At 68.4% G+C, this 23,557-nt stretch carries 22 protein-coding genes; 9 read left to right on the top strand and 13 right to left on the bottom strand.

Features of this window, described 5'->3' with window-relative positions:
• Positions 1–9: 9 nt before the first annotated feature.
• From G6N25_RS16885 to G6N25_RS16860, 6 genes are all read right to left on the bottom strand, one after another.
• A complete protein-coding gene (locus G6N25_RS16885; RefSeq protein WP_071510115.1) occupies positions 10–1,221 on the bottom strand; it encodes an amidohydrolase family protein in 1,212 nt (403 codons plus the stop codon).
• Positions 1,222–1,253: 32 nt separating this feature from the next.
• A complete protein-coding gene (locus tag G6N25_RS16880; RefSeq protein WP_083073433.1) occupies positions 1,254–2,117 on the bottom strand; it encodes an enoyl-CoA hydratase in 864 nt (287 codons plus the stop codon).
• Positions 2,118–2,255: 138 nt separating this feature from the next.
• The gene (locus G6N25_RS16875) at positions 2,256–3,266 is read right to left on the bottom strand and encodes a dihydrodipicolinate synthase family protein (RefSeq protein ID WP_083010936.1); all 1,011 of its coding nucleotides are present in this window, start codon (positions 3,264–3,266) and stop codon (positions 2,256–2,258) included.
• 63 nt (positions 3,267–3,329) lie between these two features.
• Positions 3,330–4,556 (bottom strand): CaiB/BaiF CoA transferase family protein, encoded by a 1,227-nt coding sequence (locus tag G6N25_RS16870; protein ID WP_142272563.1) that lies wholly within the window; start codon positions 4,554–4,556, stop codon positions 3,330–3,332.
• A gap of 108 nt (positions 4,557–4,664) precedes the next feature.
• A complete protein-coding gene (locus tag G6N25_RS16865) occupies positions 4,665–5,540 on the bottom strand; it encodes an enoyl-CoA hydratase/isomerase family protein (RefSeq protein ID WP_083073435.1) in 876 nt (291 codons plus the stop codon).
• Between the two features lie 101 nt (positions 5,541–5,641).
• Positions 5,642–6,292, bottom strand: coding sequence for a hotdog family protein (locus G6N25_RS16860; protein WP_083073436.1), 651 nt, complete (start codon positions 6,290–6,292; stop codon positions 5,642–5,644).
• A 121-nt stretch (positions 6,293–6,413) separates the two neighbouring features.
• On the opposite strand from G6N25_RS16860, the gene G6N25_RS16855 reads away from it, so the two are divergent.
• From G6N25_RS16855 to G6N25_RS16830, 6 genes are read left to right on the top strand one after another with little or no spacing between them, the layout of a single operon-like run.
• Positions 6,414–7,226 (top strand): enoyl-CoA hydratase/isomerase family protein, encoded by an 813-nt coding sequence (locus G6N25_RS16855; RefSeq protein WP_083073437.1) that lies wholly within the window; start codon positions 6,414–6,416, stop codon positions 7,224–7,226.
• Positions 7,227–7,239: 13 nt separating this feature from the next.
• Positions 7,240–8,043, top strand: coding sequence for an enoyl-CoA hydratase/isomerase family protein (locus tag G6N25_RS16850; RefSeq protein WP_083073545.1), 804 nt, complete (start codon positions 7,240–7,242; stop codon positions 8,041–8,043).
• Entirely contained in the window at positions 8,034–8,825 is a 792-nt protein-coding gene (locus G6N25_RS16845; RefSeq protein ID WP_071510107.1) for an enoyl-CoA hydratase/isomerase family protein, read from the top strand. Before G6N25_RS16850 ends, G6N25_RS16845 begins: the two co-directional genes overlap by 10 nt.
• The gene (locus tag G6N25_RS16840) at positions 8,822–10,285 is read left to right on the top strand and encodes a class I adenylate-forming enzyme family protein (protein ID WP_179961730.1); all 1,464 of its coding nucleotides are present in this window, start codon (positions 8,822–8,824) and stop codon (positions 10,283–10,285) included. Before G6N25_RS16845 ends, G6N25_RS16840 begins: the two co-directional genes overlap by 4 nt.
• Positions 10,263–11,759, top strand: a complete 1,497-nt coding sequence (locus G6N25_RS16835; protein WP_083073439.1) for a class I adenylate-forming enzyme family protein — start codon at positions 10,263–10,265, stop codon at positions 11,757–11,759. Before G6N25_RS16840 ends, G6N25_RS16835 begins: the two co-directional genes overlap by 23 nt.
• Positions 11,752–13,293: a class I adenylate-forming enzyme family protein gene (locus G6N25_RS16830; protein ID WP_083073440.1), complete on the top strand. Its 1,542-nt coding sequence runs from the start codon at positions 11,752–11,754 to the stop codon at positions 13,291–13,293. Before G6N25_RS16835 ends, G6N25_RS16830 begins: the two co-directional genes overlap by 8 nt.
• Positions 13,294–13,363: 70 nt before the next feature.
• On the opposite strand, the gene G6N25_RS16825 is transcribed toward G6N25_RS16830, so the two are convergent.
• Both G6N25_RS16825 and G6N25_RS16820 read right to left on the bottom strand, forming a co-directional pair.
• Positions 13,364–14,191: an enoyl-CoA hydratase gene (locus G6N25_RS16825; RefSeq protein WP_083073441.1), complete on the bottom strand. Its 828-nt coding sequence runs from the start codon at positions 14,189–14,191 to the stop codon at positions 13,364–13,366.
• 79 nt (positions 14,192–14,270) lie between these two features.
• Entirely contained in the window at positions 14,271–15,068 is a 798-nt protein-coding gene (locus G6N25_RS16820; RefSeq protein ID WP_083073442.1) for an SDR family NAD(P)-dependent oxidoreductase, read from the bottom strand.
• Positions 15,069–15,266: 198 nt separating this feature from the next.
• Here G6N25_RS16820 and G6N25_RS16815 point away from each other — a divergent pair, with 198 nt between their 5' ends.
• On the top strand, positions 15,267–16,067 hold the full coding sequence (locus tag G6N25_RS16815) for a TetR/AcrR family transcriptional regulator (RefSeq protein ID WP_083073443.1): 801 nt from the start codon (positions 15,267–15,269) through the stop codon (positions 16,065–16,067).
• Positions 16,068–16,101: 34 nt separating this feature from the next.
• On the opposite strand, the gene G6N25_RS16810 is transcribed toward G6N25_RS16815, so the two are convergent.
• From G6N25_RS16810 to fabG, 5 genes are all read right to left on the bottom strand, one after another.
• Positions 16,102–16,788 carry a GntR family transcriptional regulator gene (locus G6N25_RS16810; protein ID WP_083073444.1) on the bottom strand — a complete coding sequence of 229 codons (687 nt, stop codon included), beginning with the start codon at positions 16,786–16,788 and terminating at the stop codon, positions 16,102–16,104.
• Between the two features lie 4 nt (positions 16,789–16,792).
• On the bottom strand, positions 16,793–17,986 hold the full coding sequence (locus G6N25_RS16805) for an acyl-CoA dehydrogenase family protein (protein WP_083073445.1): 1,194 nt from the start codon (positions 17,984–17,986) through the stop codon (positions 16,793–16,795).
• Entirely contained in the window at positions 17,983–19,182 is a 1,200-nt protein-coding gene (locus G6N25_RS16800; RefSeq protein WP_083073446.1) for a CoA transferase, read from the bottom strand. Before G6N25_RS16800 ends, G6N25_RS16805 begins: the two co-directional genes overlap by 4 nt.
• On the bottom strand, positions 19,179–20,396 hold the full coding sequence (locus G6N25_RS16795; RefSeq protein ID WP_083073447.1) for an acetyl-CoA C-acetyltransferase: 1,218 nt from the start codon (positions 20,394–20,396) through the stop codon (positions 19,179–19,181). Before G6N25_RS16795 ends, G6N25_RS16800 begins: the two co-directional genes overlap by 4 nt.
• 87 nt (positions 20,397–20,483) lie before the next feature.
• On the bottom strand, positions 20,484–21,284 hold the full coding sequence (gene fabG, locus G6N25_RS16790) for a 3-oxoacyl-ACP reductase FabG (RefSeq protein ID WP_083073448.1): 801 nt from the start codon (positions 21,282–21,284) through the stop codon (positions 20,484–20,486).
• Positions 21,285–21,368: 84 nt separating this feature from the next.
• On the opposite strand from fabG, the gene G6N25_RS16785 reads away from it, so the two are divergent.
• A complete protein-coding gene (locus tag G6N25_RS16785) occupies positions 21,369–22,541 on the top strand; it encodes an acyl-CoA dehydrogenase family protein (RefSeq protein WP_083073449.1) in 1,173 nt (390 codons plus the stop codon).
• Positions 22,538–23,371: a mycofactocin-coupled SDR family oxidoreductase gene (locus tag G6N25_RS16780; protein WP_083073450.1), complete on the top strand. Its 834-nt coding sequence runs from the start codon at positions 22,538–22,540 to the stop codon at positions 23,369–23,371. The genes G6N25_RS16785 and G6N25_RS16780 overlap by 4 nt, the downstream gene beginning before the upstream one ends.
• Positions 23,372–23,557: the final 186 nt, after the last annotated feature.

Here is a 23,557-nt window from a genome sequence, read left to right as displayed (position 1 = left end):
GGCGACGCGTTACGCCGACGCGGGAACGTTGACGCCGAGCAGGTCAAGCGCGTTGTCGCGCATGACTTTACGGGTGTCTTCGGCGCTGAACTCCGGGAACTGGGGAATGTCGGCGGTGAAGGTCATCGGATCGGCGAGCCCTTCGCCGTGCGGCCAGTCCGAGCCGAACAGGATCTTGTCCACGCCGATCGTGTCGGCGAGCAGCTTCACGTCGTCCTCGTAATAGGGCGCGATCCAGACGTTGTTTTTCAGCTGCTGCACCGGATCCTCTTTGAAGTGGTAGGGGGCGGTATTGGCCGCCTTCTTGAGCCGCTTGATCAACCGGTAGACGAAGTACGCGCCGTTCTCGATGCTGACGGCCTTCAGCTTGGGGTGGCGGGTGAACACCTGGTGCACGATCATCGATGCCATCGTGTCGTGGATCGCCCGGTCGTCCAGCAGCACCTGGTCCAGCGGGTCCTTCTTGCCGAACCCCTCGAAGGTGGACTTGCCGCCCCACAGCGCGGCGATCGCCAGATAGCCACTGTCGCTGAGGTGGAAGCCGACCGGAACACCGGCTTCGGCCAGCCGCGCCCACACCGGGTCGTGCAGCGGGTCGCCCAACGACCGCGGCTTCACCGGGCCGGGCACCGGGGCGGGCCGCACCAGCACCATCCTGGCCCCCCGGTCCAGGACGAATTCGACCTCCTCGACGGCCTTTTCGGGATCGGCCAGCGAGACGATCGGGGCGGACAGGATGCGGTGGTCGGGACGGTCGAAACCCCAGTCCTCGTCGAGCCACAGGTTGAACGCGTGCAGCGACGCCATCGTGGCCTCGATGTCGTGTTTGAGGGCCTCCTCGACGCCGCAGGCGAACGTCGGCAGCATGAACACCGTCTCGAGGTTCTGGGTGTCCAGGACCTTCACCCGGGCGTCACGGTTCTGGTACTCGGGATGATTCTCCATCCGATCGACCTTCATCAACGACGCGGGGTCAACGCCGTCGGGAATCTCGCCGCGGAACAGCAAGTCCAGGCAGCCCGGCTCGATGATCGGGTCGAACGTCGGGTTCGGAATGAAGTGATTGATCCGGTCGCCGATCACGGCCCACGTGCGCTTGCCGTCCCTGACCATCTGCACGCCGCGGCGCTTGAACTCCCTGGGCAGGTGGCGGGTGAACGCGTCCAGCGGTTCGTAGTAGTGGTTGTCGACGTCGATCGCCTGATAGTCCAGCGTCGTCATGGTCGGACGTCCTCTCAATCTTCTTCGGCTGCTTAAGTTTGGCCGCCGTGCGCGGTCAGCGGCGGGAAATTCGGTGAGCGCTTCTCGAAGAAGGCGGTGATGCCCTCGATGAAGTCGGGGCGGGTCATCGATTCGTGCATCAGCTTCTCGGCCCTGTTGCTGGTCTCGACGATCGGGAGCTCCGCGTCGGCGTAGAGCTGCCGCTTCATCACGGCCAGCGAGCTCGGCGCGCAATTGCTGGCCATGTCCGCGGCGTAGCCGATGACCCGGTCCATCAGTCGCTCGCCCGGCACCACTTCCTTGACCAGGCCCAGTTCGGCGGCCTCCTCGGCGAGGAAGGTGCGACCGGACAGCAGCAGGTCGGCGGCGGCTCCCCAGCCGGCGAGCCGCGGCAGGATCCAGGAGATGCCGTACTCGCCGACCAGCCCTCGTCGCGCGAACGAGGTGCTGAACTTCGCGCCCGCCGCCGCGAAGCGGATGTCGGCCATCAACGCCATCGACAGGCCGATCCCGGCGACCGACCCGTTGATCGCGGCGATCACCGGCTTGCTCAGCTGCGTGAGGAAATACGGGTGCTTTTCAGCCACCAGGGCGCTCACGTCAGTCTTGCTCGCCGACTCGACGGTCGTCGACGAGAGGGAATCGAGATCGCCCATGTACGCGCCGGCGCAGAACGCGCGCCCCGTCCCGGTCATCACGATGACGCGCACGTCGGGGTCGGCCTCCGCCATGTCGATACAGCGGAAGAATCCGCTCGTCAACGTTCCGCCCCACGCGTTCATCCGCTCGGGACGGTTCAGGGTGATCACGGCGACGCCGCCGTCGTGGGCCTCGTAGAGCACCGGCTCGTTCGACGCGATCGGGCGTTCGGCAACCACGCTGCCGTCGGTGCTCATTCGGACCCGTCCCCTTCATCGGCGGCCACCCGAACGTGGCCGCGTAGTAGATACTGTATACCTATCGGTACAGCTTTCTGCAACGCGCGTCAACGCCCCCGCCGGTTCGGCGAAGCGCCTGATCAAAGCGGCTGTCGGCTAGCGCTTTCCGACGAGACCGAGCCGCCGGTAGGCGCCCTCGATCTGCCTCTTCGCCGCGTCGGGTAGCAGCGCCTGTGGGGGCCGGGAATGCGGGTAGCCGCCGATGGGCAGGCCCAGGACCGCCGCGGCGTGCTTGAACGCCGCGCCCCAGTGCGTGAAGTAGTCGGGCCTTCCCGGATAGCAGGTGAACCACGAGCCCATGTCAGCCTCGAATCGATCCATTCCGGATTCCCGCGCGAAGTCCATCGCCTCGATCAGTTTGTCGTTGTAGACCAAATCCCAGTACTCGGTCACGATCCGGCGCTGCGGCGTCTCGTGGAGATAGCCGACGGTGCCGAGCTGAGCCGGGCACACGATGCCGGCGCGCAGCCAGCCCGCCCGGTACACCGTGAGGTCGCACTCCCAGATCACCAGGCCCGGCGCCAGGTCGTGCAGCGCCTTGCTGTTGCGGGGCCGAAACGCCCCCTCCTTGGTCGCGCACACCGCCGGTATCTGCTCGTAGATCCGGGCGCTTTCGGCGGCGGTGAGCACGTATCCCGACGAGGGCGAATTGAACATGCCCAGCGCGATGTCGGTGCGCTCGGCGATGTGGGCGAAAAAGCGCAGCACCCCTTCGCCGCCGTGGGTCTCCATCACCGGCGTTTGAATGTAGGCGATGTCGGCGCCCGCCTGTTGCGCATGCCGGGTCAGTTCCAGGCAATCCTTGACCGACGCCGCCGTGGTGCAGGCCTGCACCACCAGACCGGGGTTGGCCGCGCGTCCCACGTCGATCGCCAACTCCAGCAACCGCTTTCGCTCATCGAGCGTCAGCGACCAGAACTCGCCGACTCCGCTGGTGCACCACAGCATGGGGTGCTGGAGGTCGGCGACGCAGTAGCGGACGAGCTCGCGGTAGGCGTCCCAGTCGATCTCGTCACCGTCCGGACCGGCAAAGGGGGTATACAACGAGTCGCCGATGCCGCGCAGGGCGCCTCGCGCCCAGGACCGGGCCTGGCCTGCCGTCGCCACGATGTCGCTCCTCTCGCTGTCCGGTCCTCAACCCGGGGCCCAATGAGGTTTGGCGCCAACCCCTTAGGCGATGGCGCCCGAGTCCTTGAGCTCTTCGATGCGGTCCCAGTCCATGCCCAATTCCATCAACACCAGTTCGGTGTGCTCGGACGCCTGCGGGGCCCGCGTGGTGACCAGGGGCTCATGGTTGAACTGCACCGGTCCGCGCACGACCTTGAACGGGGGACCGCCGTCGGCGGCCTCCACCTCGGCGATCATGTCGTTGGCGATGGCCTGCTCGTCGGCGCCCAGGTCGACGAGGCTTTGGAACGGCGCCCACTGACCCTTCATCGTCTTGAGATGCCGGCACCAGTATTCGAACGGCCTGCCCCCGATCGCCTCGGCGATCAAATCGCTTGCCGCCTCGGCGTTCTCGATCAGCGCCAGCACGGTCGCGAAGCGCGCGTCATCGGCCGCCTCGGCGATGCCAAGGTGTTCGAACGTGTCGCGAATATACCCGGTGGGGCTCACGATGCACAGATTGATCGTTCCGCCGTCGGACGTCTGGTAATTGCCCAGAAACGGGTTGACCTCAGAACCACCGGATTTCGGCATCTCCGCGCGCATGGCTTCGCCGGTGTCCATGCCCTGCGTCACGCTCGCGCCCGCCGCCCACCACGCCGTGCTCAGCAGCGACACGTCGACCTCGACGGCCTCGCCGCTGCGTTCGCGATGCAGGAGCGCGGCCGCGATGCCGCCCGCGATGTTCATCCCGCCGATGGAATCGCCGAACGCGGGAATTCCTTGCGCCAGTGGCGCGCCCAGCTCGGCCGGCGTCAGCGAGTGGCCGATGCCGCTGCGGGTCCAGAACGCCGTCCCGTCGTAGCCGCCGACGTCGCGCTCGGCTCCCTTGTCCCCGTACGCGCTGCCGCGCGCGTACACGATCGCCGGGTTGGCGGCACGGATATGCTCCACGTCGAATTTGTTCTTCTGACGCGCCGACGGCAGATAGTTCGTGAGAAACACGTCGGAGGCCTTCGCGAGTTCGTACAGCACTTCCCGCCCGCCGGGGGTCGACAGGTCGATGCCGACGCTGCGCTTACCCCGGTTGGGGTGCTCGATCAGCGGGTGCCGGTCGGGGTCGAGGCGAAAACCGCCCATGTGCAGAAACCCGCGCTGCGTGTCGCCGCGCACCGGATGCTCGACCTTGATGACGTCGGCGCCCCAATCGGCGAGGATGGCGCCGGCCGCCGGGACGAACGTGAACTGCGCGACCTCGAGGACCCGGAAGCCCGCCATCACCCTGACCAACTGAGTCCACTCCTGCCGCCGAAACTCTTACGGTCGACGCTTCGGCATTTCCCACCCGACTGCCTTACCGTTGTCGCAACGGTACCGCACCCACCGCACCGGCGAAAGCTACCTCGACTCCGGTTCGGGGACCTCGAAGTGCTCGTCGCGCAGGCGGAACGCCTCCTTGGTGCCGTGTTCCGCCCGGGCCTTGACGAAATTGAACTCGCCCGGAGCGAATTGCAGGTTCGTTCCGAACGCGTGAAAGAGGTAGCTGGCGACTTCCTCGCCCTGATACGCCTGGCTCTGCTCGACCAACCGGAACGCCTCTTTGGCGATGACGACCCCGTCGGCCGGCATCTTGGCCGCCTTCTCCGCCCAGTACCTGGCCCGCGCCGAAACCATTTCGGCCGCACAGGTATCGGTGAAGATGCCGAGATGCTCGACCGCACCCGCCTCGATGATGTCGCCGGTGAGCAACAACCGGCGCGCGAGGACCGGGCCGAGCCGGTGAAAGAACATGTGCAGGCTTCCCAGCGCCGGCCCCAGGAAGCGAGTGGCCGGCATCCCGATCTTGGTGTCGCGCGCGATGACCGAGATGTCGGTCATCAGGGCCATCTCGAATCCGCCGCCGAGGGCGTAGCCGCTGATTTCGCCGACCGTGACCTTCGGGAAGCCCATGAAGTTGTGGTAGAAGCCGAACGAGTTCCGGTCGACCGTGAGCCGACGACGCTGGCTCGGGCGCCGCTGTGCCGCGGCCGCGTCCCGGTCGCCGTACCAGGCGTAGGCGTTGTTCATGTCCGCGCCGGTACTGAAAACGCCTCCCTCGCCGCGCAACAACACGACGGTCAGGTCGTCGTCGGCGGCGACCCGGTCGAGGCAGCGGGCGATCGCATCGCGCATGGCGGCGTCATAGGAGTTGCGCTGCTTGGGGTTGTTGAGCGTGATGGTGGCGATCCGCTTGCCGGGATCGACGTCGAACAGTACGCGCTCGTCGCTGGTCATCGCATGTCACTTTCTTCGCAGGCCGGCCGTTGCCCGAAATGGGCCTCGCCTCAATGGTTTTGTCCACCCCGTAGGCGAGGGCGTTGCGGCGCGCCGGAGCGTCATCGGGTTCGTCGCTTGCCGAAGTGGAAGCCGGTCAGGGTCTCGGGACGGGCGGCCAGCGAATCGAACTCGCCGATGCAGAGCACGTCGTCGTCGCGGAGCAGCCGTGCCGTCGACCGGACACCCCGCTCGACCGGCGACCGGACGATGTCGAACCGCAAGTCGGTGAGGATCGGGGTGGGTCGCCGGAACGTGACGCCCAGCGAACGCGTCTTGCCCGACAGGCTCGCCGCGCAGTTCTGGTGCTGGGTGACGCAATCGAAGAAGACCGCGACGAACCCCCCGTTGACGAATCCCGGTGGCCCCTCGAAGACCAGCGGGAAATTCACACGGCCGGAGGCGGTTTCGGCGTCGAGCCGGTCGAACTCGTACTCCGGATAGCACGGGTTGTACGCGCCGACGTCGAAGGCGTGATCGAGGTAGACGCGTTTGGTGTCGCCCGCGTCGGGTCCGACGCGCGGCGCGCTGTCCGGGGAGACCGCGGCGGCCAGTTCGTTCTCCCACCGGCCGAACTGGGCCAGCATCGCGTCGACGGCGGGGTCGGAATGCTCGAGCGACAGGACCAGTCCGGTCAGGCGCCGGACGGCGCCGGCGAACGCGATGGTCTGAGGCAGCGGCCGTTCACCGTATTGCGGTTTGTCCTCCGCCATGCACCCTCTTCACCGGCCGCCTGTTCCGTCGGCGACCTTTCTGCGCTAACTTGTACACGATAGCAATCGAATTGCTTACTGTAGCGGTAACCGTATCAACCGGGGAAGGGCCTACTCGACGGTGACTCACGAGGTTGACGCTGCCGACGGAACGGTGACGACGAGCCGTGACGGCGAGGTCCTGCGGATCACGCTGGACCGTCCGTCGAGGCGCAACTCGCTGAGCCATTCGATGGTCGACGCGCTGGTCGACGCGCTCACCGCGGCCGCGTCGGACGACGCCCTGCGCGCCATCCACATCCAGGGCGCCGGCGGCGATTTCTGTGCGGGTGCGGACTGGGTGGCGACGAACGCCGACGGGCAGCGACCCCGCGCCGGTCACCTGGTGCGCCGTATCCCGCACGCCGCCCACCGCGTGATCGACCTCGTCCACACCATTGCGCTGCCGGTCGTCTGCGGCGTGCGGGGCTGGGCCGTCGGCCTCGGCTGCAATCTGGCCCTGGCCGCCGACTTCACGATCGCCGCTGACGACGCCCTGTTCTGGGAGCCGTTCGCCGATCGCGGGTTCAGCGCCGATTCGGGCTCGACGTGGCTGCTGCCGCGGCTGGTCGGTTTGGCGCGGGCCAAGTCGATGCTGCTGCTCGGCGACAAGGTGGCCGGGTCCGAGGCCGCCGACTGGGGACTGATCCACGACGCCGTGCCCGAAGCCGAATTGACCGAAGCCGTCGAAGGACTGCTGGCACGGCTTGCGTCGGCGCCCACGGTGGCGATCGGCCTGACCAAGCAGGCGATCCACCATGGCCTGCATGCCTCGCTGGCCGATTCCATGACGCAAGAGCTCTTCAACCTCGAACTGTCCTGCCGCACAGGCGATTTCAAGGAGGGGCTGGCGGCCTTTCGGGAGAAGCGCAGGCCGGACTTCCGTGGCCGCTGACGAAGGGAAGACCATGTCGTTCAACGACATCAAGTACGAGGTCGACGGACATAAGGCCACCATCACGCTCAACCGGCCCGACGCGCTGAACGCCCTGAGCCCGCACATGATCACCGAATTGCGCGCCGCCTACGACGAGGCCGAAAACGATGACAAGGTGTGGCTGCTCATCGTCACCGGGACCGGGCGCGCGTTTTGCGCGGGCGCCGACGTCAAGGAGATCCCCGGTGACGGCAAGGTGGTCGACGAGCGGGCGTACCTGTCGACCTACGAGCAGTGGGAGGCGCCGCAGGAGGGCACGCCGCCGTTTCGGCGGATGGCCAAGCCGATGCTCGCGGCCATCAACGGGATCTGTTGCGGCGCGGGGCTGGACTGGGTGACGACGGGTGACATCGTCATCGCCTCGGATAAGGCGACGTTCTTCGACCCGCACGTCAGCATCGGCCTGGTGGCCGCGCGCGAAGTGGTGCGACTGGCCCGCGTGCTGCCCCGATCGACCGCCCTGCGGATGGCGTTGCTGGGCAAGCACGAGCGGATGACCGCCCAGCGGGCCTATGAACTGGGGATGATCAGCGAGATCGTCGAGCACGACCGTCTCCTCGAGCGGGCGCACGAACTCGCCGACGTCGTCAATTCCAATGCGCCACTGGCCGTTCGGGGAACCCGGCTGGCCATCCTCAAGGGCCTCGACCTGCCGCTGCACGAGGCCGAGACGTTGGCCGAGGCGTTCCGCGAGCGCAACCTGCACACCGAGGATTCGCTCGAGGGTCCGCGGGCGTTCCTGGAAAAGCGCGCCCCGAATTGGCGATGCCGATGAGCTTCGACACGATCCTGCTCGACGTCGACGCGGCCGACCGCGTCGCCACCATCACGCTGAACCGGCCGGAGTCGCTCAACGCGTTCAACCGGACGATGTGCGAGGAGATGGCCGAGGCATGGCGCATCGTCAAGCTCGACGATTCCGTGAACGCCGTCGTGCTGCGGGCGGCGGGAAGCCGGGCTTTCAGCGCGGGCCTGGACATCAAGACGCCCTACGGGCAGCCCGAGAATGTGTGGAACCACGAGGATCCCGGTGAGGCGCTGAGCCCGAAGTGGCAGAAGATGTGGAAGCCGGTGGTGTGCGCCGTGCAGGGAATGTGCACCGCGGGCGCGTTCTATTTCGTCAACGAGGCCGATGTCGTCCTCTGTTCGACCGACGCGACGTTCTTCGACTCGCACGTGAGCGCGGGATTGGTGTGCGCGCTGGAGCCGATCGGGTTGATGCGTCGGATCGGTCTGGGCGAGACGCTGCGCATCGCGTTGATGGGCGGCGACGAACGCGTCGGCGCCGACACCGCGCTGCGGATCGGTCTGGTGACCGAGGTGGTCCCCCCGGACCGGCTGTGGGCGCGCGCGCACGAGATCGCCGCCACGATCGCCGCCAAGCCGCCGTCGGCGACCCAGGGCACCGTCAAGGCCATCTGGGAGTCCCTGGACAAGCCCTATCGCGCGGCCCTGGAGCAGGGCCTGATCTATACCCGGCTGGGCAATCCGCTCGGGAAGGCCGAGCTGGCCGCCCGGGGCGGCACGGCCGCGCCCAGCACGCCGAGAATCCGCTGATGACCCACCCGCTCACTCGGCGTATCGCCGACGTGCTGGGCCTGGCGCCCGACGCGCGCGCGATCGAGTATGCGGACACGTGGTTTTCGTGGGGCCAGGTCGCCGCGATGGCCGAGCGGATCGGTTCCCTTGCCGCACAACGCGAGGTGGGCATCCTGCTGCGCAACCGGCCCGCCCACGTCGCGGCCTTCCTCGGGGTCCTGCTGTCGGGGGGCACGGTGGTGACCGTCAATCCCTCCCGCGGCGACGAACGCACCAGGGCCGACGTCGAATCGCTGGGATTGCCGGTGCTGGTTGGCGATCCCGACGATCTGGCCAATCTTGGTGCGCCACCGGCGCTTACGACGGTGGTGTCGATCTCCGGTGTGGATCACGCCGCGCGGGTGACGCCGGCCCGGTCGGCCGGCGCCGGCCCCGGTACCCGGCCCGGCGTGGCGGTCCGGATGCTGACCAGCGGAACCACCGGCCCGCCCAAGCGCGTCGACCTCACCTACGACATGCTGGCGCGCAGCGTGCTGGGGCCCGACCCGCGGAACTCGCCGGCCCCGACCGAGCCGCGGCGCGGCGTGGCGATCGTCAACTCCCCGCTCGTGCACATCGGCGGCGTCTTTCGCGTGCTGCAGTGCGTCACCGAGGCGCGGCCCTTTGCGCTGCTGGAGCGGTTCGAGCTCGACCGGTGGGCCGCGGTGGTGCGCAGGCATCGGCCCGCCGCGGTGTCGCTGGTGCCCGCCGCGCTGCGCATGGTGCTGCATTCCGACCTGCGCCGGGAAGACCTGGCGGGCATCCGCGCCGTCACGTCCGGCACCGCGCCGCTGTCGGCCGAGGACGCCGACGCGTTCACCGAGAAGTTCGGCATCCCGGTGCTGACGTCCTACGCCGCCACGGAATTCGGTGGCGGCGTGGCGGGTTGGACGTTGCCCGACTACCAAAAGTACTGGAAAGCCAAGCGCGGCAGCGTCGGCCGGGCCAACCCCGGGGCGCAGCTGCGCGTCGTCGAGGACGGCGTGCCGGTCGGCCCCAACCGACCGGGCCTGCTCGAGGTGAAGCCCGGCCAGCTGGGTCCGTCCGCCGACTGGATCCGGACCACGGACCTGGGGCGCATCGACGAGGACGGATTCCTGTGGATCGTCGGCCGGGCCGACCAGGCCATCATCCGCGGGGGCTTCAAGGTGATCCCCGACGACGTGCGCACCGCGTTGGAAAGCCATCCCGCCGTGCGGGGCGCCGCGGTGGTGGGCCAGCCCGACGAGAGGCTCGGGGAGACCCCGGCCGCCATGGTCGAGCTGCGCTCACCGGCCGACTCGGCCGAGCTCGCCGAGTACCTGCGCGACAGGCTGGCGCGCTACGAAATCCCCACCCGCATCGCCATTGTCGACACGATCCCGAGGACCCCGTCCGGCAAGGCCGACCTGGGCGCGGTCCGCCGCTTCTTCGGCGATGCCGTCGAACATGTCGACTAGCACGGTGGCCGGCGTGCTGCGCGAGCAGGCCCGCGCCCGCGCGGACCGTCCGCTGCTGGTCTGCGACGACGACGTGATCAGTTATGCGGAGGCGGATGGCCGCTCGGCCCGGCTGGCGGGTGCGCTGCTCTCGCTCGGCGCCGGCAAGGGCACGCACGTCGGGTTGCTGTACCCCAACGGCACGGCTTTCGTCGTGGCCACGCTCGCCGCGGCACGGATCGGCGCGGTGGTCGTCCCGTTTTCGACGTTCTGCACGGCGCGCGAGCTGCGCGAGCAGCTGGCCCACGGCGACGTCCGAATCCTCCTTGCCGCGCGGGCTTTTCGGTCCCACGACTATACCGAACGGCTGGCCGGGGTCCTCGACGATATCGCCGTCCCGTTGCTGCGTCACGTGTTCTTCGACTGGGAGCCGGGCGAATCGGCCGACCAGGCGCGGCTGGCCGCGATGGAAGACGACGTCGACGGCTGCGACCCGCTCGCGATCGTCTACACGTCCGGGTCGACGGACACCCCGAAGGGCGCGGTGCACACCCACGCGGGTCTGCTCGAACACCAGCGCAACCTCAACGGGATCCGGGGCCTGTCCGCCGACGACAAACTCTTCTGCAATTCGCCGTTCTTCTGGATCGGCGGGTTCGCGTTCGGGCTGCTTGCCACGCTGGTCGCCGGCTCGACCCTGGTGTGCTCGAACGCCGCGGACGCCGGCGACACCCTCGACCTGCTGGAGGCCGAAAAGCCCACGATCACCAACGGTTTCGCCGCCGCGGTCGCCCACCTGACCCGGCACCCGAGCTTCCCGCACCGGGACCTGTCGTCGATGCGACGCGGCAACCTGTATCCCATCATGGCGCCGGACGCGCGCCCCGCCGATCCCGAGCTGCGTCACAACATGCTCGGGATGACCGAGGCCGGCGGCGTGGTGCTGCTCAGCGGCGACGAGACCGATCAGCCCGAGCGGCGGCGCGGATCGTTCGGCAGGCCCGCCCCGGGATTCGAGGTCAAGATCGTCGACGGTGAACTGTGCCTCCGCGGCCCCTATCTGATGCAGCGGTACCACAGGCGCAGCCGCGAGGAAAGCTTCGACGCCGACGGCTGGTTCCACACCGGCGATCTGGTCCGCGCCGACGCCGACGGCTTCTATTACTTCCTGGGTCGGCGCGGGTCGATGATCAAGACCGCGGGCGCCAACGTGTCACCCGAAGAGGTGGCCAAGGCGATCACCAGGGTCACCGGCGGGCTGACCGCGTATGTCGTCGGTGTCCCCGACCGCGAACGGGGCCAAGCGGTGGCGGCGGCCATTGTCGTCGAGGACGAGGCCACGGTCGACGAGGGCGCGCTGCGCCGCGAGCTGAAGTCCGAGCTGTCGGCGTACAAGATCCCACGCCGAATCGTCCCCATCCGCCGCTCCGACGTGCCGCTGATGTCCAGCGGCAAGGTCGACATGCGTAGGCTCGCAAAGGTTTTCGATGGCTGACGCCCCGTCCACCATCGACCGGCTGGTGCGGTCGCGCGCGGCACGCGACGGACCCAAGCCGATGGTGATCGATGCGTCGGCCCGCCTGAGCTACGGCGAGCTGGACTCGACCACGCGCGCGATCGCCGCGGAGTTCGTCGACGCCGGCGTCGCCAAGGGCAGCCGGGTCGGGCTGATCATGCCCAACGGCGTGCGATGGGTGCAGACCGCCATCGCGCTGACCCGTATCGGTGCGGTGTTGGTGCCGCTCAGCACGCTGCTGACGGCGGGCGAGCTGCGGGACCAGCTGCGCGTCGCCTCGGTGCAGTTCCTCATCGGCGTCGAAGAATTCCGGGGCCACCGCTACCTCGAGCACGTCGTCGACAACCCTGATCTGCCCGCGCTGCAGCGCGTTTGGAATGCGGAACGGCTGACGCTGGGCGCCCCTCGTGTGGCTTTTCGGCTCGCCGACGCGATGACGCGGACCGTGACACCCAGCGACACCATGGTGATCATGTTCACTTCGGGCAGCAGCGGGGCGCCCAAGGGCGTCATTCATTCGCACGGAAACGCGCTGGGCGCGGTGCGATCCGGCCTGGCCGCCCGCTGCATCGGCGCCGACACCCGCCTGTATCTGCCGATGCCGTTCTTCTGGGTGGGCGGGTTCGGCAGCGGGGTGCTCTCGGCGTTGTTGGCCGGCTGCACACTGATCACCGAGGAAATCCCTTCGGCGGAAGCCACACTGCGGCTGCTGGAACGCGAGCGCGTCACCCTGTTTCGCGGCTGGCCGGACCAGGCCGAAAACCTTGCCCGCAAGTCGGCCGGTGTCGGGGCGGACCTGTCGGCGTTGCGGCCGGGCAGCCTCGACGCGCTGCTGCCCGCCGAGCTGCGCGCCGAACCGGGGGCGCGGGCCAGGCTGTTCGGCATGACCGAGGCGTTCGGGCCCTACTGCGGCTACCCCGCGGACACCGACATGCCCGAATCGGCCCGGGGCAGCTGCGGAAAGCCGTTCGGCGGCATGGAGGTTCGGATCGTCGACCCCGAGGACGGCTCGCCCGTGCCCGCCGGAACGGGCGGGATGATCCAGATCCGCGGGCCACACGTCATGCGCGGCATGTGCCGGCGCGGCCGGGAGGAGCTGTTCACACCCGACGGCTTCTATCCCACGGGCGATCTCGGCCACCTCGACGGCGACGGGTTCCTCTTCTACCACGGTCGCTCCGACGACATGTTCAAGGTGAGCGGCGCGACGGTGTACCCCGGCGAGGTGCAGCGGGCGCTGCGGTCGATCGACGGCGTCGAAAACGCCGTCGTCACCAACGTGGCCGACGACACGGGCGATCGGGTCGGCGCCGCGGTGGTATGCGACACCGCCGCCATGACACCCGATCGGCTTCGAAGCGCCGCCCGAAAGCTGCTGAGCGCCTTCAAGGTTCCGACGCTGTGGCTGCTGGTGGACTCCGACGAGGGTATCCCGCGGGGCGCCACCGGCAAACCCGACATCCGAAGGCTCCGCGCCTTGTTGCGCGAGCAGACACAGAGTCGCATGATTTAGCGCCGGATAATGCGATTGTGTGTCTGCTCGCGCAAGAAGGCTGCTCGCGCAAGAAGGCACGGGGTTGGGGCTATGGGTTCAGGGCGGGAAAGCGCGGCGGCCGCTTCTGCAGGAAGCTCACGATCCCCTCCATGACGTCCGGCCGCGGCAGCGCCTCCCACATCAGCGCCTCGGCGGCCAAATTCGCCGCCGCGACATCGCGGTTCGCGTCGCCGTATGCCTGCCGCTTGATCACCGACATGGCGGTCGGCGAGCAGTTCTGGGCGATGTCCTCGGCGTACTCCATGACACGCCTCATCAGGTCCTCGGGCGCCACGACTTCCTTGACAAGGCCGAGCTCGGCGGCTTCGTCGGCAAGAAACGTGCGCCCGCTGAGCAACAGGTCGAGGGCCACCCCCCACCCCGTCAACCGCGGGAGTATCCAGGAGATGCCGAACTCGGCGATCAGCCCCCGGCGCGCGAACACCGCGGCGAACTTGGCCCCGGCCGCCGCGAAGCGGACGTCACACATCAGCGCCTGAGTCAATCCGATGCCGACACAGGCGCCGTTGATGGCCGCGATGACGGGCTTGCGCAGCTCCGTCACGAAATGGGGCGGGCGTTCGCCGACCAAGTCCGCCACGTCCTTCTCCCCCGCCTTCTGCAGGGAATCGCCGACGGCGTCGGTCGCGCCCGACGAGCCCAGGTGCGCGCCGGCGCAGAACGCCCGGCCCCGGCCCGTCAGCACGATGACCCGAATGGCCCCGTCCAGCTCGGCGCGATCGATGGCGGCATAAAACGCCGGGGCCATGTCGGGCCCCCAGGCGTTGAGGCGCTCCGGGCGGTTGAGCGTGATGATCGCGACGCCGCTCGGGGTGGCCTCGTAGAGCACCGCGTCCTCGGGCTCGACGGCGCTCATCGGCGTACTCTTAACGCGCAGGTCCCGCACCCGACTGCCGCCACGATCCACTCCTTTTGCCGGACAAGCGCTTTCAAGGTCAGATGAAGTCGGAGCCGCCGTCGACGTTGACGTTGGCCCCGGTCATGTAGGAATTACGCCGCGACGCGAGGAAGGCCACGACCGGCCCGATCTCCTCGGGCAGGCCGGCCCGCGGCAAGTGCGCCGGATGCCCGAAATGCTCGGCGATGGCATCCATCAAGCGGTAGGGGTCGCTCCCGTCGACGCCGACCGACTCCGCCCAGCCGATCAGCGACTCGGACGCGATGCTGCCGGGCGAGACGACGTTGACCAGAATCTCGTCCTTGGCCAGCAGCAGCGACAGGTTCTTGGAGACGCTGGTCAGCATGGCCTTGGCCCCGGTGTAAGCGGCCAGCATCACGCTTTGCCGCTGTATCGAGTGCGCGGAGAAGTTCACGACGCGCGCCCACTGCGCTTTGCGCAGCGACGGAAGGGCCGCGCGAACGCAGCGCACCATTCCCATCACGCCCGCCTCGACGGCCTGGTGCCACTGGTCGTCGGTCAGGCTTTCGAAGCTGCCCACCGAGCCCGGACCGACCGCGTTGATGAGCGCGTTCAGCTCGCCGTTCCACCGCTCGCCCAGCTCGGCGAACACCGTGTCGACCTGCGCGCCGTCGCGGACGTCCGCGACCATCCCCAGGGCGTCGGGACTACCGCAACCGCTCAATTGGGCGACCGCACGGTCAAGCGCCGACCGTGAGCGGCCGATGACGGCCACCCGCGCGCCTTCCTCGGCAAGGCATCGCGCCGTGGCCAATCCCATCCCGCCACCGCCGCCGACCACGGCCGTGGCGGCATTTGCCAGCCCTAGATCCATGCCCTGCCGAGCGGCGCGCCCGACGGCCTCGGCCCTGTCATGTTCGCCCGTCCAGCCGCAGTTACCAAAAAGCCTACGATAGCCATTACAGTAGCAGAGGGAAAACCCCGATGGAATCGGCACCGGTGACCGCGGCCGGTAAGGTCCAGGGAGGTAGCGCAACCGCGACACGCGCGCGCATATGCAGGACAGATTGTGATGGAGGTGCCCGTAGTGGCTAAGCAGGCAACCGCTGAAAAGCGTCAGCGACGCGAACGCGGTTCCATCAATCCCGACGACATCATCAGCGGCGCATTCGAACTCGCCGAGCAGGTGTCGATAGACAACCTCAGCATGCCGTTGCTCGGCAAACACCTGGGCGTCGGCGTCACGAGCATCTACTGGTACTTCCGGAAGAAGGACGATCTGCTCAACGCGATGACGGACCGCGCTTTGAGCGAGTACGTGTTCGCCACCCCGTATGTCAAAGCCAGCGACTGGCGCGAGACGCTGCGGAATCACGCGCGCTCGATGCGGAAGACCTTCATGGGCAACCCAATCCTGTGTGATCTGATTTTGATTCGCGCCGCCCTCAGTCCCAAGGCGGCACGCGTCGGCGCCCAGGAGATGGAGAAGGCGATCGCCAACCTGGTCGAGGCCGGCCTATCCGCGGATGACGCCTTCGACACCTATTCGGCGGTTTCGATGCACGTCCGCGGATCGGTGGTGTTGCAACGGCTCTACGAAAAGAACCGGTCCTCGGACAGCGGGGGGCGTGCCATCGAGGACGCGGTGGCCATCGATCCCCAAACCACTCCGCTGATTGCCCAAGTCACCGAGAAGGGCCACCGCATCGGCGCGCCGGACGAAACAAATTTCGAATTCGGCCTCGACTGCATCCTCGACCACGCCGGCCGGTTGATCGAGGAGACGAAAAAGGGGAACGGAGCGACCAAGCCCGCGCCCGCCCGGCAGCGCAAGGTGGCCGGGGGGCGGACCCGGCCGGTCGCGGCCCGTTGAGCCTCGGGCGCGTGAAAGCGCCTGTGGCGTAACGTCAGCGCGAATCGCCCGTGTCGACAACGACCCCGCGCGCGACGAGGTGGTCGATCAACGGGTCCGCGCCGGCGGCGAGATGCTCCGACATCGCGGCGCGCGCCAGCTTGTCGTCGCGCTTGTTCAGCGCGGACAGTATCCGTCGGTGGTCCTTCATCGACTGCTCCGGCCAGCCCGCGATGGTCGGGAACACCGATTCCGGTGCGTAGCGGGTGATCTGCAGCATCAGCTGGGCCAGCTTCGGCGAGTCCGCGGCGACGTTGATGGCCCGGTGGAACTCGTGATTAAGCCGAACGGTGCGCTCGTGGTCGTCACCGGCATAGGCCTCTTCCAATTGCGCCTGGATCTGCTTGAGTTCGCGCAGCTGGTCGTCGGTGATGGTGATCGCGGCTCGCGCGGCGAGCTCGCCGCCGACGTGTGCCTGCACGTTCGCGACGTCGGTGACGTCCCGGCCGGTGACCGGCAGCACCACGAAACCCCGGTGGGGCTGCTGGGCGATCAGGCCCTCGGCGCGCAGCGCGAACAGCGCCTCACGCACCGGTGTGACGCTGACGCCCAACTCCGCGGCCAACTGGTCCAGGCGAACGTAGGACCCGGCGGCGTAGGTGCCGTCGAAGATCCTCGTGCGGATGAAGCGCGCGATGTCGTCGGAAAGTTGTGGCCGCGCGGCGAAATCCGGAACGGTCATCGCCTCACACCCGATACTCGGCGAGCAACCGCTTGCTGATGACGGACTTCTGGATCTCGCTGGTTCCCTCACCGATCAGCAGGAACGGCGCGTCGCGCATCAGCCGTTCGATCTCGTATTCCTTGGAGTAGCCGTAGCCGCCGTGGATCCGGAAGCTCTGCTGGGTGACTTCCGAGCAGTATTCGCTGGCAAGGTATTTGGCCATGCCGGCGGCGACATCGTTGCGCTCCCCGGAATCCTTCAAGCGCGCCGCGTTGACCATCATCAGGTGTGCCGCTTCGACTTTGGTGGCCATCTCCGCGAGCTGAAAGGCGATGGCCTGATGCTCGGCGATCGGCTTGCCGAAGGTGTGCCGCTGCTGGGCATAGCGCACCGCCAGCTCGAAGGCGCGAATGCCGACACCGCACGCCCGCGCCGACACGTTGACCCGGCCGACCTCGATGCCGTCCATCATCTGGACGAAGCCCCGGCCCGGGGTTCCACCGAGGATGTCGTCGGCGCTGGCGTGGTAGCCGTCGAAGAGGAGTTCGGTGGTGTCGATGCCCTTGTAGCCCAGCTTGTCGATCTTGCCGGGGATCGTCAGGCCGGGCACGACTTCGCCGAATCCCGTGGGCTTTTCGACCAGGAACGCGGTCAGGTTGCGGTGCGGCTTGTCGGCGCCCTCGTCGGTGCGCACCAGTACGGCGATCAGCGTCGAACTGGCGCCGTTGGTCAGCCACATCTTCTGGCCGTCGATGGTGTAGGTGCCGTCCGGATTGCGCCCCGCCCGGGTTCGGATCGCGGCGACGTCGGAGCCCAGCTCCGGCTCCGACATGGAGAACGCGCCGCGGGACTCGCCGGTCGCCATGCGCGGCAGGAAGCGACGCTTCTGCGCGTCGGTGCCGTGCTGGCGCAGCATGTAGGCCACGATGAAGTGGGTGTTGAGCACGCCGGACACGCTCATCCAGCCGCGCGCCAGCTCCTCGACGCACAGCGCGTAGGTCAGCAGCGACTCCCCCAGCCCGCCGTGTTCCTGCGGGATCATCAACCCGAACAGTCCCATGTCGCGCATCTGGTCGACGATGCGCTGCGGGTAGGTGTCGCCGCGTTCGAGTTCGGCCGCGTGGGGAATGACTTCCTTGTCGACGAATTGCCGTACCGTGGCGAGGATCTCGGTCTGGAATTCGGTCAGCCCGAGGGTCTGGGCAAGCTTGGTCATGCGCTGTCTTTCCCTATCGTGTTGGCGGCCGTCAGGCGCGCGATGTCGGCGGCCGTCAGACCCAGGCACTCGGTGAGCACGTCGGCGGTGTCCTGTCCCAGCGCGGGGGCGGGTGCGGGTTCGGGGTGGGCGCCGTCGAACGCGGCCGGCATGCCGGCGGCGAAGTAGTCCCCGACGCCGGGCTGGCGAAGCCGGGAAAACAGCGGATTCGCGGTCACTTTCGGGCCTGCCGCGACCTCGGCGAAGGTGCGGTACCGCTCGAACAGCACGGTGGTGTCCGACAGCGCGGCGGTGATCTCGTCGGCCGTGTGGTCGGCGAACCAGGTGGCGAACAGCCCGGACAGCACGTCGCGGTACCGGTATCGGTCGCCTTCGGCGTCGAAGTCCACGCCGAGCGCCCCCGCGAGCGCGGACACCGCCGCGCCGGTTCCGGTCACCTCGACCAGGTCACGAAAGTGCCTGCCGGTCAAGGCGACAACCATGAACCTGGCGCCGTCGCTGCTGGTGAAGTCCCGGCCGTACTGGCCGTAGATGGCGTTGCCCAGCCGCTCGCGTTGCGTCCCGTTGACCTGGGGCTCGGTCAGCAGCCCAAGGTTTCCCGCCGTGGCCAACGCGACGTCCTCCAGCGCCAGGCTGATCCGCGCGCCCACCCCGGACCGGTCGCGGCGGCGGACGGCGGCGACGACGGCCAGCGCCGCGTACAGGCCGCAGCACACGTCCCAGGCGGGCAGCACGTGGTTGATCGGGCCGGCATGATCGGCCGGGCCGGTGACGAGCGGGAACCCGACGCCGGCGTTCACGGTGTAGTCGACCCCGGTGGAGCCGTCGCCGCGCCCGAGCAGCTGAACGTGGATGACGTCGGAACGCTTGGCGGCCAGGCGATCATGGCTCAGCCAGGACAGGCCGGCGGCGTTGGTGACGACGATGCCGTCGCCCTCGACGATCAGCCGCCGCACCAGATCCTGGCCCTCGGGCGAGCGCAGATCGATGGTGGCCGAACGCTTTCCCTTGTTCAGCCCGGTCCAGTAGATCGACGCGCCGCCGTCGGCCAGCGGCCAGCGCCGGACGTCGGAGGCGCCGCCGATCGGGTCGATGCGGATCACTCGCGCGCCGAGCTGGCTCAGCGTCATGCCGCACAGCGGCGCGGCGACGAAGCTGGACACCTCGACGACGGTGAGGCCGCTCAACGGGTTCATGTCGAGGCGACCCGTTCGAAGACCGCGGCGAGGCCCTGCCCGCCGCCGATGCACATGGTCTCCAACCCGTAGCGCGCCTGGCGGCGGTCGAGTTCGCGCGCCAGGGTGGCCAGCATCCTGCCGCCGGTCGCGCCGACGGGATGCCCGAGCGAGATTCCCGACCCGTGCACGTTGGTCCGGTCGTGGTCGGCGGCCCCGAACTTCCATTCCCGCATGACCGCAAGCGCTTGCGCGGCAAAGGCTTCGTTGAGTTCGATGAGGTCGATGTCGGACAGGCGCAGGCCCGCCTTGGCGAGCGCGGCCTCGGTCGCGGGCACCGGGCCGACGCCCATGACGTTGGGCGCCACACCGGCCACCCCCCACGACACCATGCGCACCAACGGCGTCAGGCCGCATTCGTCGGCCTTCTCGGGCGTGGTCACCACGCACATCGACGCCGCGTCGTTCTGCCCGCTGGAGTTGCCGGCCGTGACCGTCGCCTCCGGGTCTTCGTCCAGCAGAACGGGTTTGAGCTTGCTCAGCGATGCCACCGACGTGTCGGCGCGCGGGTGCTCGTCGGTGTCGATCACCTCCTCGGCGTGGCGGCCGCGCACGGTGACCGGGACTATCTCCGAGGCCAGGATGCCGTCCTTCCGCGCGGCCACCGCGCGCTGGTGCGAGCGCACCGCGAGCTCGTCCTGCTCCCGGCGCGAAATGCCGTACCGGCGGCGCAGGTTCTCGGCGGTCTCCAGCATCCCGCCCGGCACCGGGTGGTGGCGGCCACCGGCGGTGGTGCGCCCCCGCGCCAGCCCGTCGTGCACCCGGACACCGCCGCGGGCGCCGCCCCAGCGCATGTCGGAGGAGTAGAAGGCCACGTTGCTCATGCTTTCGCAGCCGCCGGCGAGGACGAGGTCGTGGTCGCCGTTGCCGACCTGCAGGCACGCCTGGATCACCGCCTGCAGGCCCGACCCGCAGCGCCGGTCGACCTGCATCCCCGGAACCGTCACCGGCAGGCCGGAATCCAACGCCACCACCCGCCCGATCGCCGGCGCCTCGCTGCTGGGATAGCAGTGCCCGAGGATGACGTCCTGCACCGCCTCGGGCGGGATTCCGGTTCGCTCGAGTAGTCCCTTGAGGGCGGCGACGCCGAGGTCGACGGCGGTCAGCGATTTGAACATTCCGCCGTAGCGGCCGATCGGCGTCCGCACGGGTTCGCAGATCACGGCTTCACGCATCGCGACTCCTGTCTTGAGGCCGAGCAGACGCAAAATCGCGTTAATTGTCCGCCAAAAAGGCGATTTTGCGTCTGCTCGCGGTGATAGTCAGATGTGCCGGCCGCCGGTGACTTCCATGACGGTGCCGGTCATGTACGAGGACAGATCGGAGGCCAGGAACACGGCGACGCTGGCGACCTCGCTGGGCTCGCCGGCCCGGCCCATCGGCACCTCGGCGACCTTCGAGTCCCAAATGCGTTGCGGCATAGCCTCAGTCATCGCCGACCGGATCAAGCCAGGAGCGATCGCGTTGACCCGAATGCCCAGGTAAGCAAGCTCTTTGGCGGCCGCCTTGGTCATCCCCACGATCCCGGCCTTGGCCGCCGAGTAGTTCGTCTGCCCGACCATCCCGACCTTGCCCGACACCGACGACATGTTCACGATGGCGCCCCGCTGGTTTTCCCGCATGATCGCGGCCGCCAGCCGGATGCCGTTCCAGGTGCCTTTCAGATGCACGTCGATGACCTGATCGAACTGCTCTTCGGTCATCTTGCGCATCGTCGCGTCGCGGGTGATGCCCGCGTTGTTGACCATGATGTCCAGGCCGCCGAAACGCTCGACGGCCGTCGAGATCAGAGCCTCGACGTCGGGGGCCCGCGTGACATCACAGCGGACCGCAACCGCGACATCGCCGCCGCCCAGCCGCTTGGCCGCGGCCTCGGTTGCGTCCAGGTTCAGGTCACCGAGCACGACGCGTGCGCCCTCGGCGACGAATCGCTGGGCGATGGCGAAGCCCAGGCCTTGCGCACCACCCGTGACGACCGCGGTCTGACCGTCCAGCAACGACACCTGAATCCCGCCTCCCTTGACTTGCCCGCGTCCCGAGACGCCCCGTCGGTCGAATATCATATTTCATATAGGATCTTGCCCGATACCGGGTGGCCGAGCGCGCCCGTCGCCCGAACGAGGATGCCAACGAGGAGCGTCTGCCCGATGACCACCGCCGAGGCCCAGGAAGTGTCCGACGAGGACTTTCGGGAGATCCTTGCCCAGACCCGACACTTCGTGCGCACCGCCGTCGTTCCCCGCGAGCAGCAGATCCTGACCGACGATCGGGTGCCCGATGGCCTTCGCGACCAGGCCAAAGAGATGGGCCTGTTCGGATACGCGATCCCCCAACGGTGGGGCGGCCTCGGCCTGAACCTGGTGCAGGACGTCGAGCTGGCGATGGAGTTGGGCTACACGTCGCTGGCGCTGCGGTCGATGTTCGGCACCAACAACGGCATTGCCGGGCAGGTGCTCGTCGGGTTCGGCACCGACGAGCAGAGGAAGCGCTGGCTCGCGCCGATGGCGGCGGGCGACGTGGTCGCCTCCTTTGCGCTGACCGAGCCCGGGGCCGGATCGAACCCGGCCGGCCTGCGCACCAAAGCCGTTCGCGAAGAAGATAATTGGGTGATTTCGGGGCAGAAGCGCTTCATCACCAACGCTCCCGTCGCGAACCTGTTCGTCGTGTTCGCGCGGACCCGGCCGGCCGACGACCGGGGGCCCGGGATCGCCGTCTTCCTCGTCCCCGCGGACGCGCCGGGTGTCGAGGTCGGCGCCAAGGACGCCAAGATGGGCCAGGAGGGCGCGTGGACCGCCGATGTCAGCTTCGGCGACGTCCGGGTCGACAGCGGCGCGTTGGTCGGCGGCAGCGAGGACATCGGCTATCGCGCGGCGATGACCTCGCTGGCGCGCGGCCGCATTCACATCGCGGCCCTGGCGGTGGGCGCCGCCCAACGCGCGCTCGACGAATCCGTCTCGTACGCCGCCACCGCGACCCAGGGCGGGACGCCGATCGGAAACTTCCAGCTGGTGCAGGCCATGCTCGCCGACCAGCAGACCGGGGTGCTGGCCGGGCGGGCGCTGGTCCGCGACGCCGCACGGCTGTGGGTCACCGACCAAGACCGCAGGATCGCGCCGTCGGCGGCCAAGCTGTTCTGCACCGAAATGGCCGGCCGGGTCGCGGACGTCGCGGTGCAGGTCCACGGCGGGACCGGTTACATGCACGGGGTCCCCGTCGAACGCATCTACCGCGACGTGCGCCTGCTGCGGCTGTACGAGGGCACCAGCGAGATCCAGCGCCTGATCATCGGGTCGAACCTCGTCAAGGCGGCACGGCGATGAGCGGAGGACGCGAGGGGCGGCTTGCGGGGAGGGTGGCGTTCATCACTGGAGCGGCGCGCGGCCAAGGGCGGGCGCACGCGGTGCGGATGGCCGAGGAGGGCGCCGACATCATCGCCGTCGACATCGCCGGCAAGCTCCCGTCCTGCGTCCCATATCCCCCGGCGACCGAGGAGGACCTGGCCGAAACGGTTCGCCTGGTGGAAAAGACCGACCGCCGGATCCTCGCCTCGGTCGTCGACGTCCGCAACCTGGAGGGGCTCCGCAAGGCCGTCGACGACGGTTTCGCCGCGCTGGGACGCCTCGACATCATCGTGGCCAACGCCGGCATCTCGGCTCCGCAGGCGTGGCACGACATCACGGCCGAATCCTTTCGCGACGTGATGGACGTCAACGTGACGGGCGCCTGGAACACCGTGATGGCCGGCGCGGACAGGATCATCGAAGGGGGCCGCGGCGGCTCGATCATTTTGATCAGCTCGGCGGCCGGGGTGAAGATGCAGCCGTTCATGGTGCACTACACGGCCAGCAAGCACGCCGTCACCGGGTTGGCCCGCGCCTTTGCCGCCGAGTTGGGCAAACACTCGATCCGGGTCAACAGCGTGCACCCCGGACCGGTGAACACCCCCATGGGATCGGGCGACATGGTCGCGGCGATCGGCAAGGCCATGGAGACCAACCCGCAGCTGTCCCACATGCTGACGCCGTTCCTGCCCAGCTGGATCGCCGAGCCAGAACAGATCGCCGACGCCGTCTGCTGGCTGGCCAGCGACGAATCGCGCAACGTCACCGCCGCCCAGATCCCGGTCGACCAAGGCTCCACGCAATACTGACGCCCGGCCCGGATATGCCGCCGCCGCGCCGGAACGACGTGTCGTGAACGAGGGCGAATTCCGCCCGGCCGAACAGGGCGGACGCCAGGTCAGCGGCGACGCGCATCGCAGCCATCACGAATAGTGATGGCCACCACACCCCAAAGAGGCAGCAAAACATTTGGCGGCCCTCTTATTCTCTCTTGC

This window comes from Mycobacterium heidelbergense, from assembly GCF_010730745.1.
Taxonomy (GTDB): Bacteria; Actinomycetota; Actinomycetes; order Mycobacteriales; family Mycobacteriaceae; genus Mycobacterium; species Mycobacterium heidelbergense.
This window is presented reverse-complemented; position numbering and strand designations above follow the sequence as displayed.

Excerpts from the sequence above, each read along its gene's own strand:
- G6N25_RS16885 (WP_071510115.1), bottom strand. The coding sequence starts at position 1,221 with ATGACGACGCTGGACTATCAGGCGATCGACGTCGACAACCACTACTAC.
- G6N25_RS16880 (WP_083073433.1), bottom strand. The coding sequence starts at position 2,117 with ATGAGCACCGACGGCAGCGTGGTTGCCGAACGCCCGATCGCGTCGAAC.
- G6N25_RS16865 (WP_083073435.1), bottom strand. The coding sequence starts at position 5,540 with ATGACCAGCGACGAGCGCGTACTGTTCGACGTCGATCCCGGCAAGCGG.
- G6N25_RS16860 (WP_083073436.1), bottom strand. The coding sequence starts at position 6,292 with ATGGCGGAGGACAAACCGCAATACGGTGAACGGCCGCTGCCTCAGACC.
- G6N25_RS16850 (WP_083073545.1), top strand. The coding sequence starts at position 7,240 with ATGTCGTTCAACGACATCAAGTACGAGGTCGACGGACATAAGGCCACC.
- G6N25_RS16845 (WP_071510107.1), top strand. The coding sequence starts at position 8,034 with ATGCCGATGAGCTTCGACACGATCCTGCTCGACGTCGACGCGGCCGAC.
- G6N25_RS16835 (WP_083073439.1), top strand. The coding sequence starts at position 10,263 with ATGCCGTCGAACATGTCGACTAGCACGGTGGCCGGCGTGCTGCGCGAG.
- G6N25_RS16830 (WP_083073440.1), top strand. The coding sequence starts at position 11,752 with ATGGCTGACGCCCCGTCCACCATCGACCGGCTGGTGCGGTCGCGCGCG.
- G6N25_RS16825 (WP_083073441.1), bottom strand. The coding sequence starts at position 14,191 with ATGAGCGCCGTCGAGCCCGAGGACGCGGTGCTCTACGAGGCCACCCCG.
- G6N25_RS16820 (WP_083073442.1), bottom strand. The coding sequence starts at position 15,068 with ATGGATCTAGGGCTGGCAAATGCCGCCACGGCCGTGGTCGGCGGCGGT.
- G6N25_RS16815 (WP_083073443.1), top strand. The coding sequence starts at position 15,267 with ATGGAGGTGCCCGTAGTGGCTAAGCAGGCAACCGCTGAAAAGCGTCAG.
- G6N25_RS16810 (WP_083073444.1), bottom strand. The coding sequence starts at position 16,788 with ATGACCGTTCCGGATTTCGCCGCGCGGCCACAACTTTCCGACGACATC.
- G6N25_RS16805 (WP_083073445.1), bottom strand. The coding sequence starts at position 17,986 with ATGACCAAGCTTGCCCAGACCCTCGGGCTGACCGAATTCCAGACCGAG.
- G6N25_RS16800 (WP_083073446.1), bottom strand. The coding sequence starts at position 19,182 with ATGAACCCGTTGAGCGGCCTCACCGTCGTCGAGGTGTCCAGCTTCGTC.
- G6N25_RS16795 (WP_083073447.1), bottom strand. The coding sequence starts at position 20,396 with ATGCGTGAAGCCGTGATCTGCGAACCCGTGCGGACGCCGATCGGCCGC.
- fabG (WP_083073448.1), bottom strand. The coding sequence starts at position 21,284 with ATGATATTCGACCGACGGGGCGTCTCGGGACGCGGGCAAGTCAAGGGA.
- G6N25_RS16785 (WP_083073449.1), top strand. The coding sequence starts at position 21,369 with ATGACCACCGCCGAGGCCCAGGAAGTGTCCGACGAGGACTTTCGGGAG.
- G6N25_RS16780 (WP_083073450.1), top strand. The coding sequence starts at position 22,538 with ATGAGCGGAGGACGCGAGGGGCGGCTTGCGGGGAGGGTGGCGTTCATC.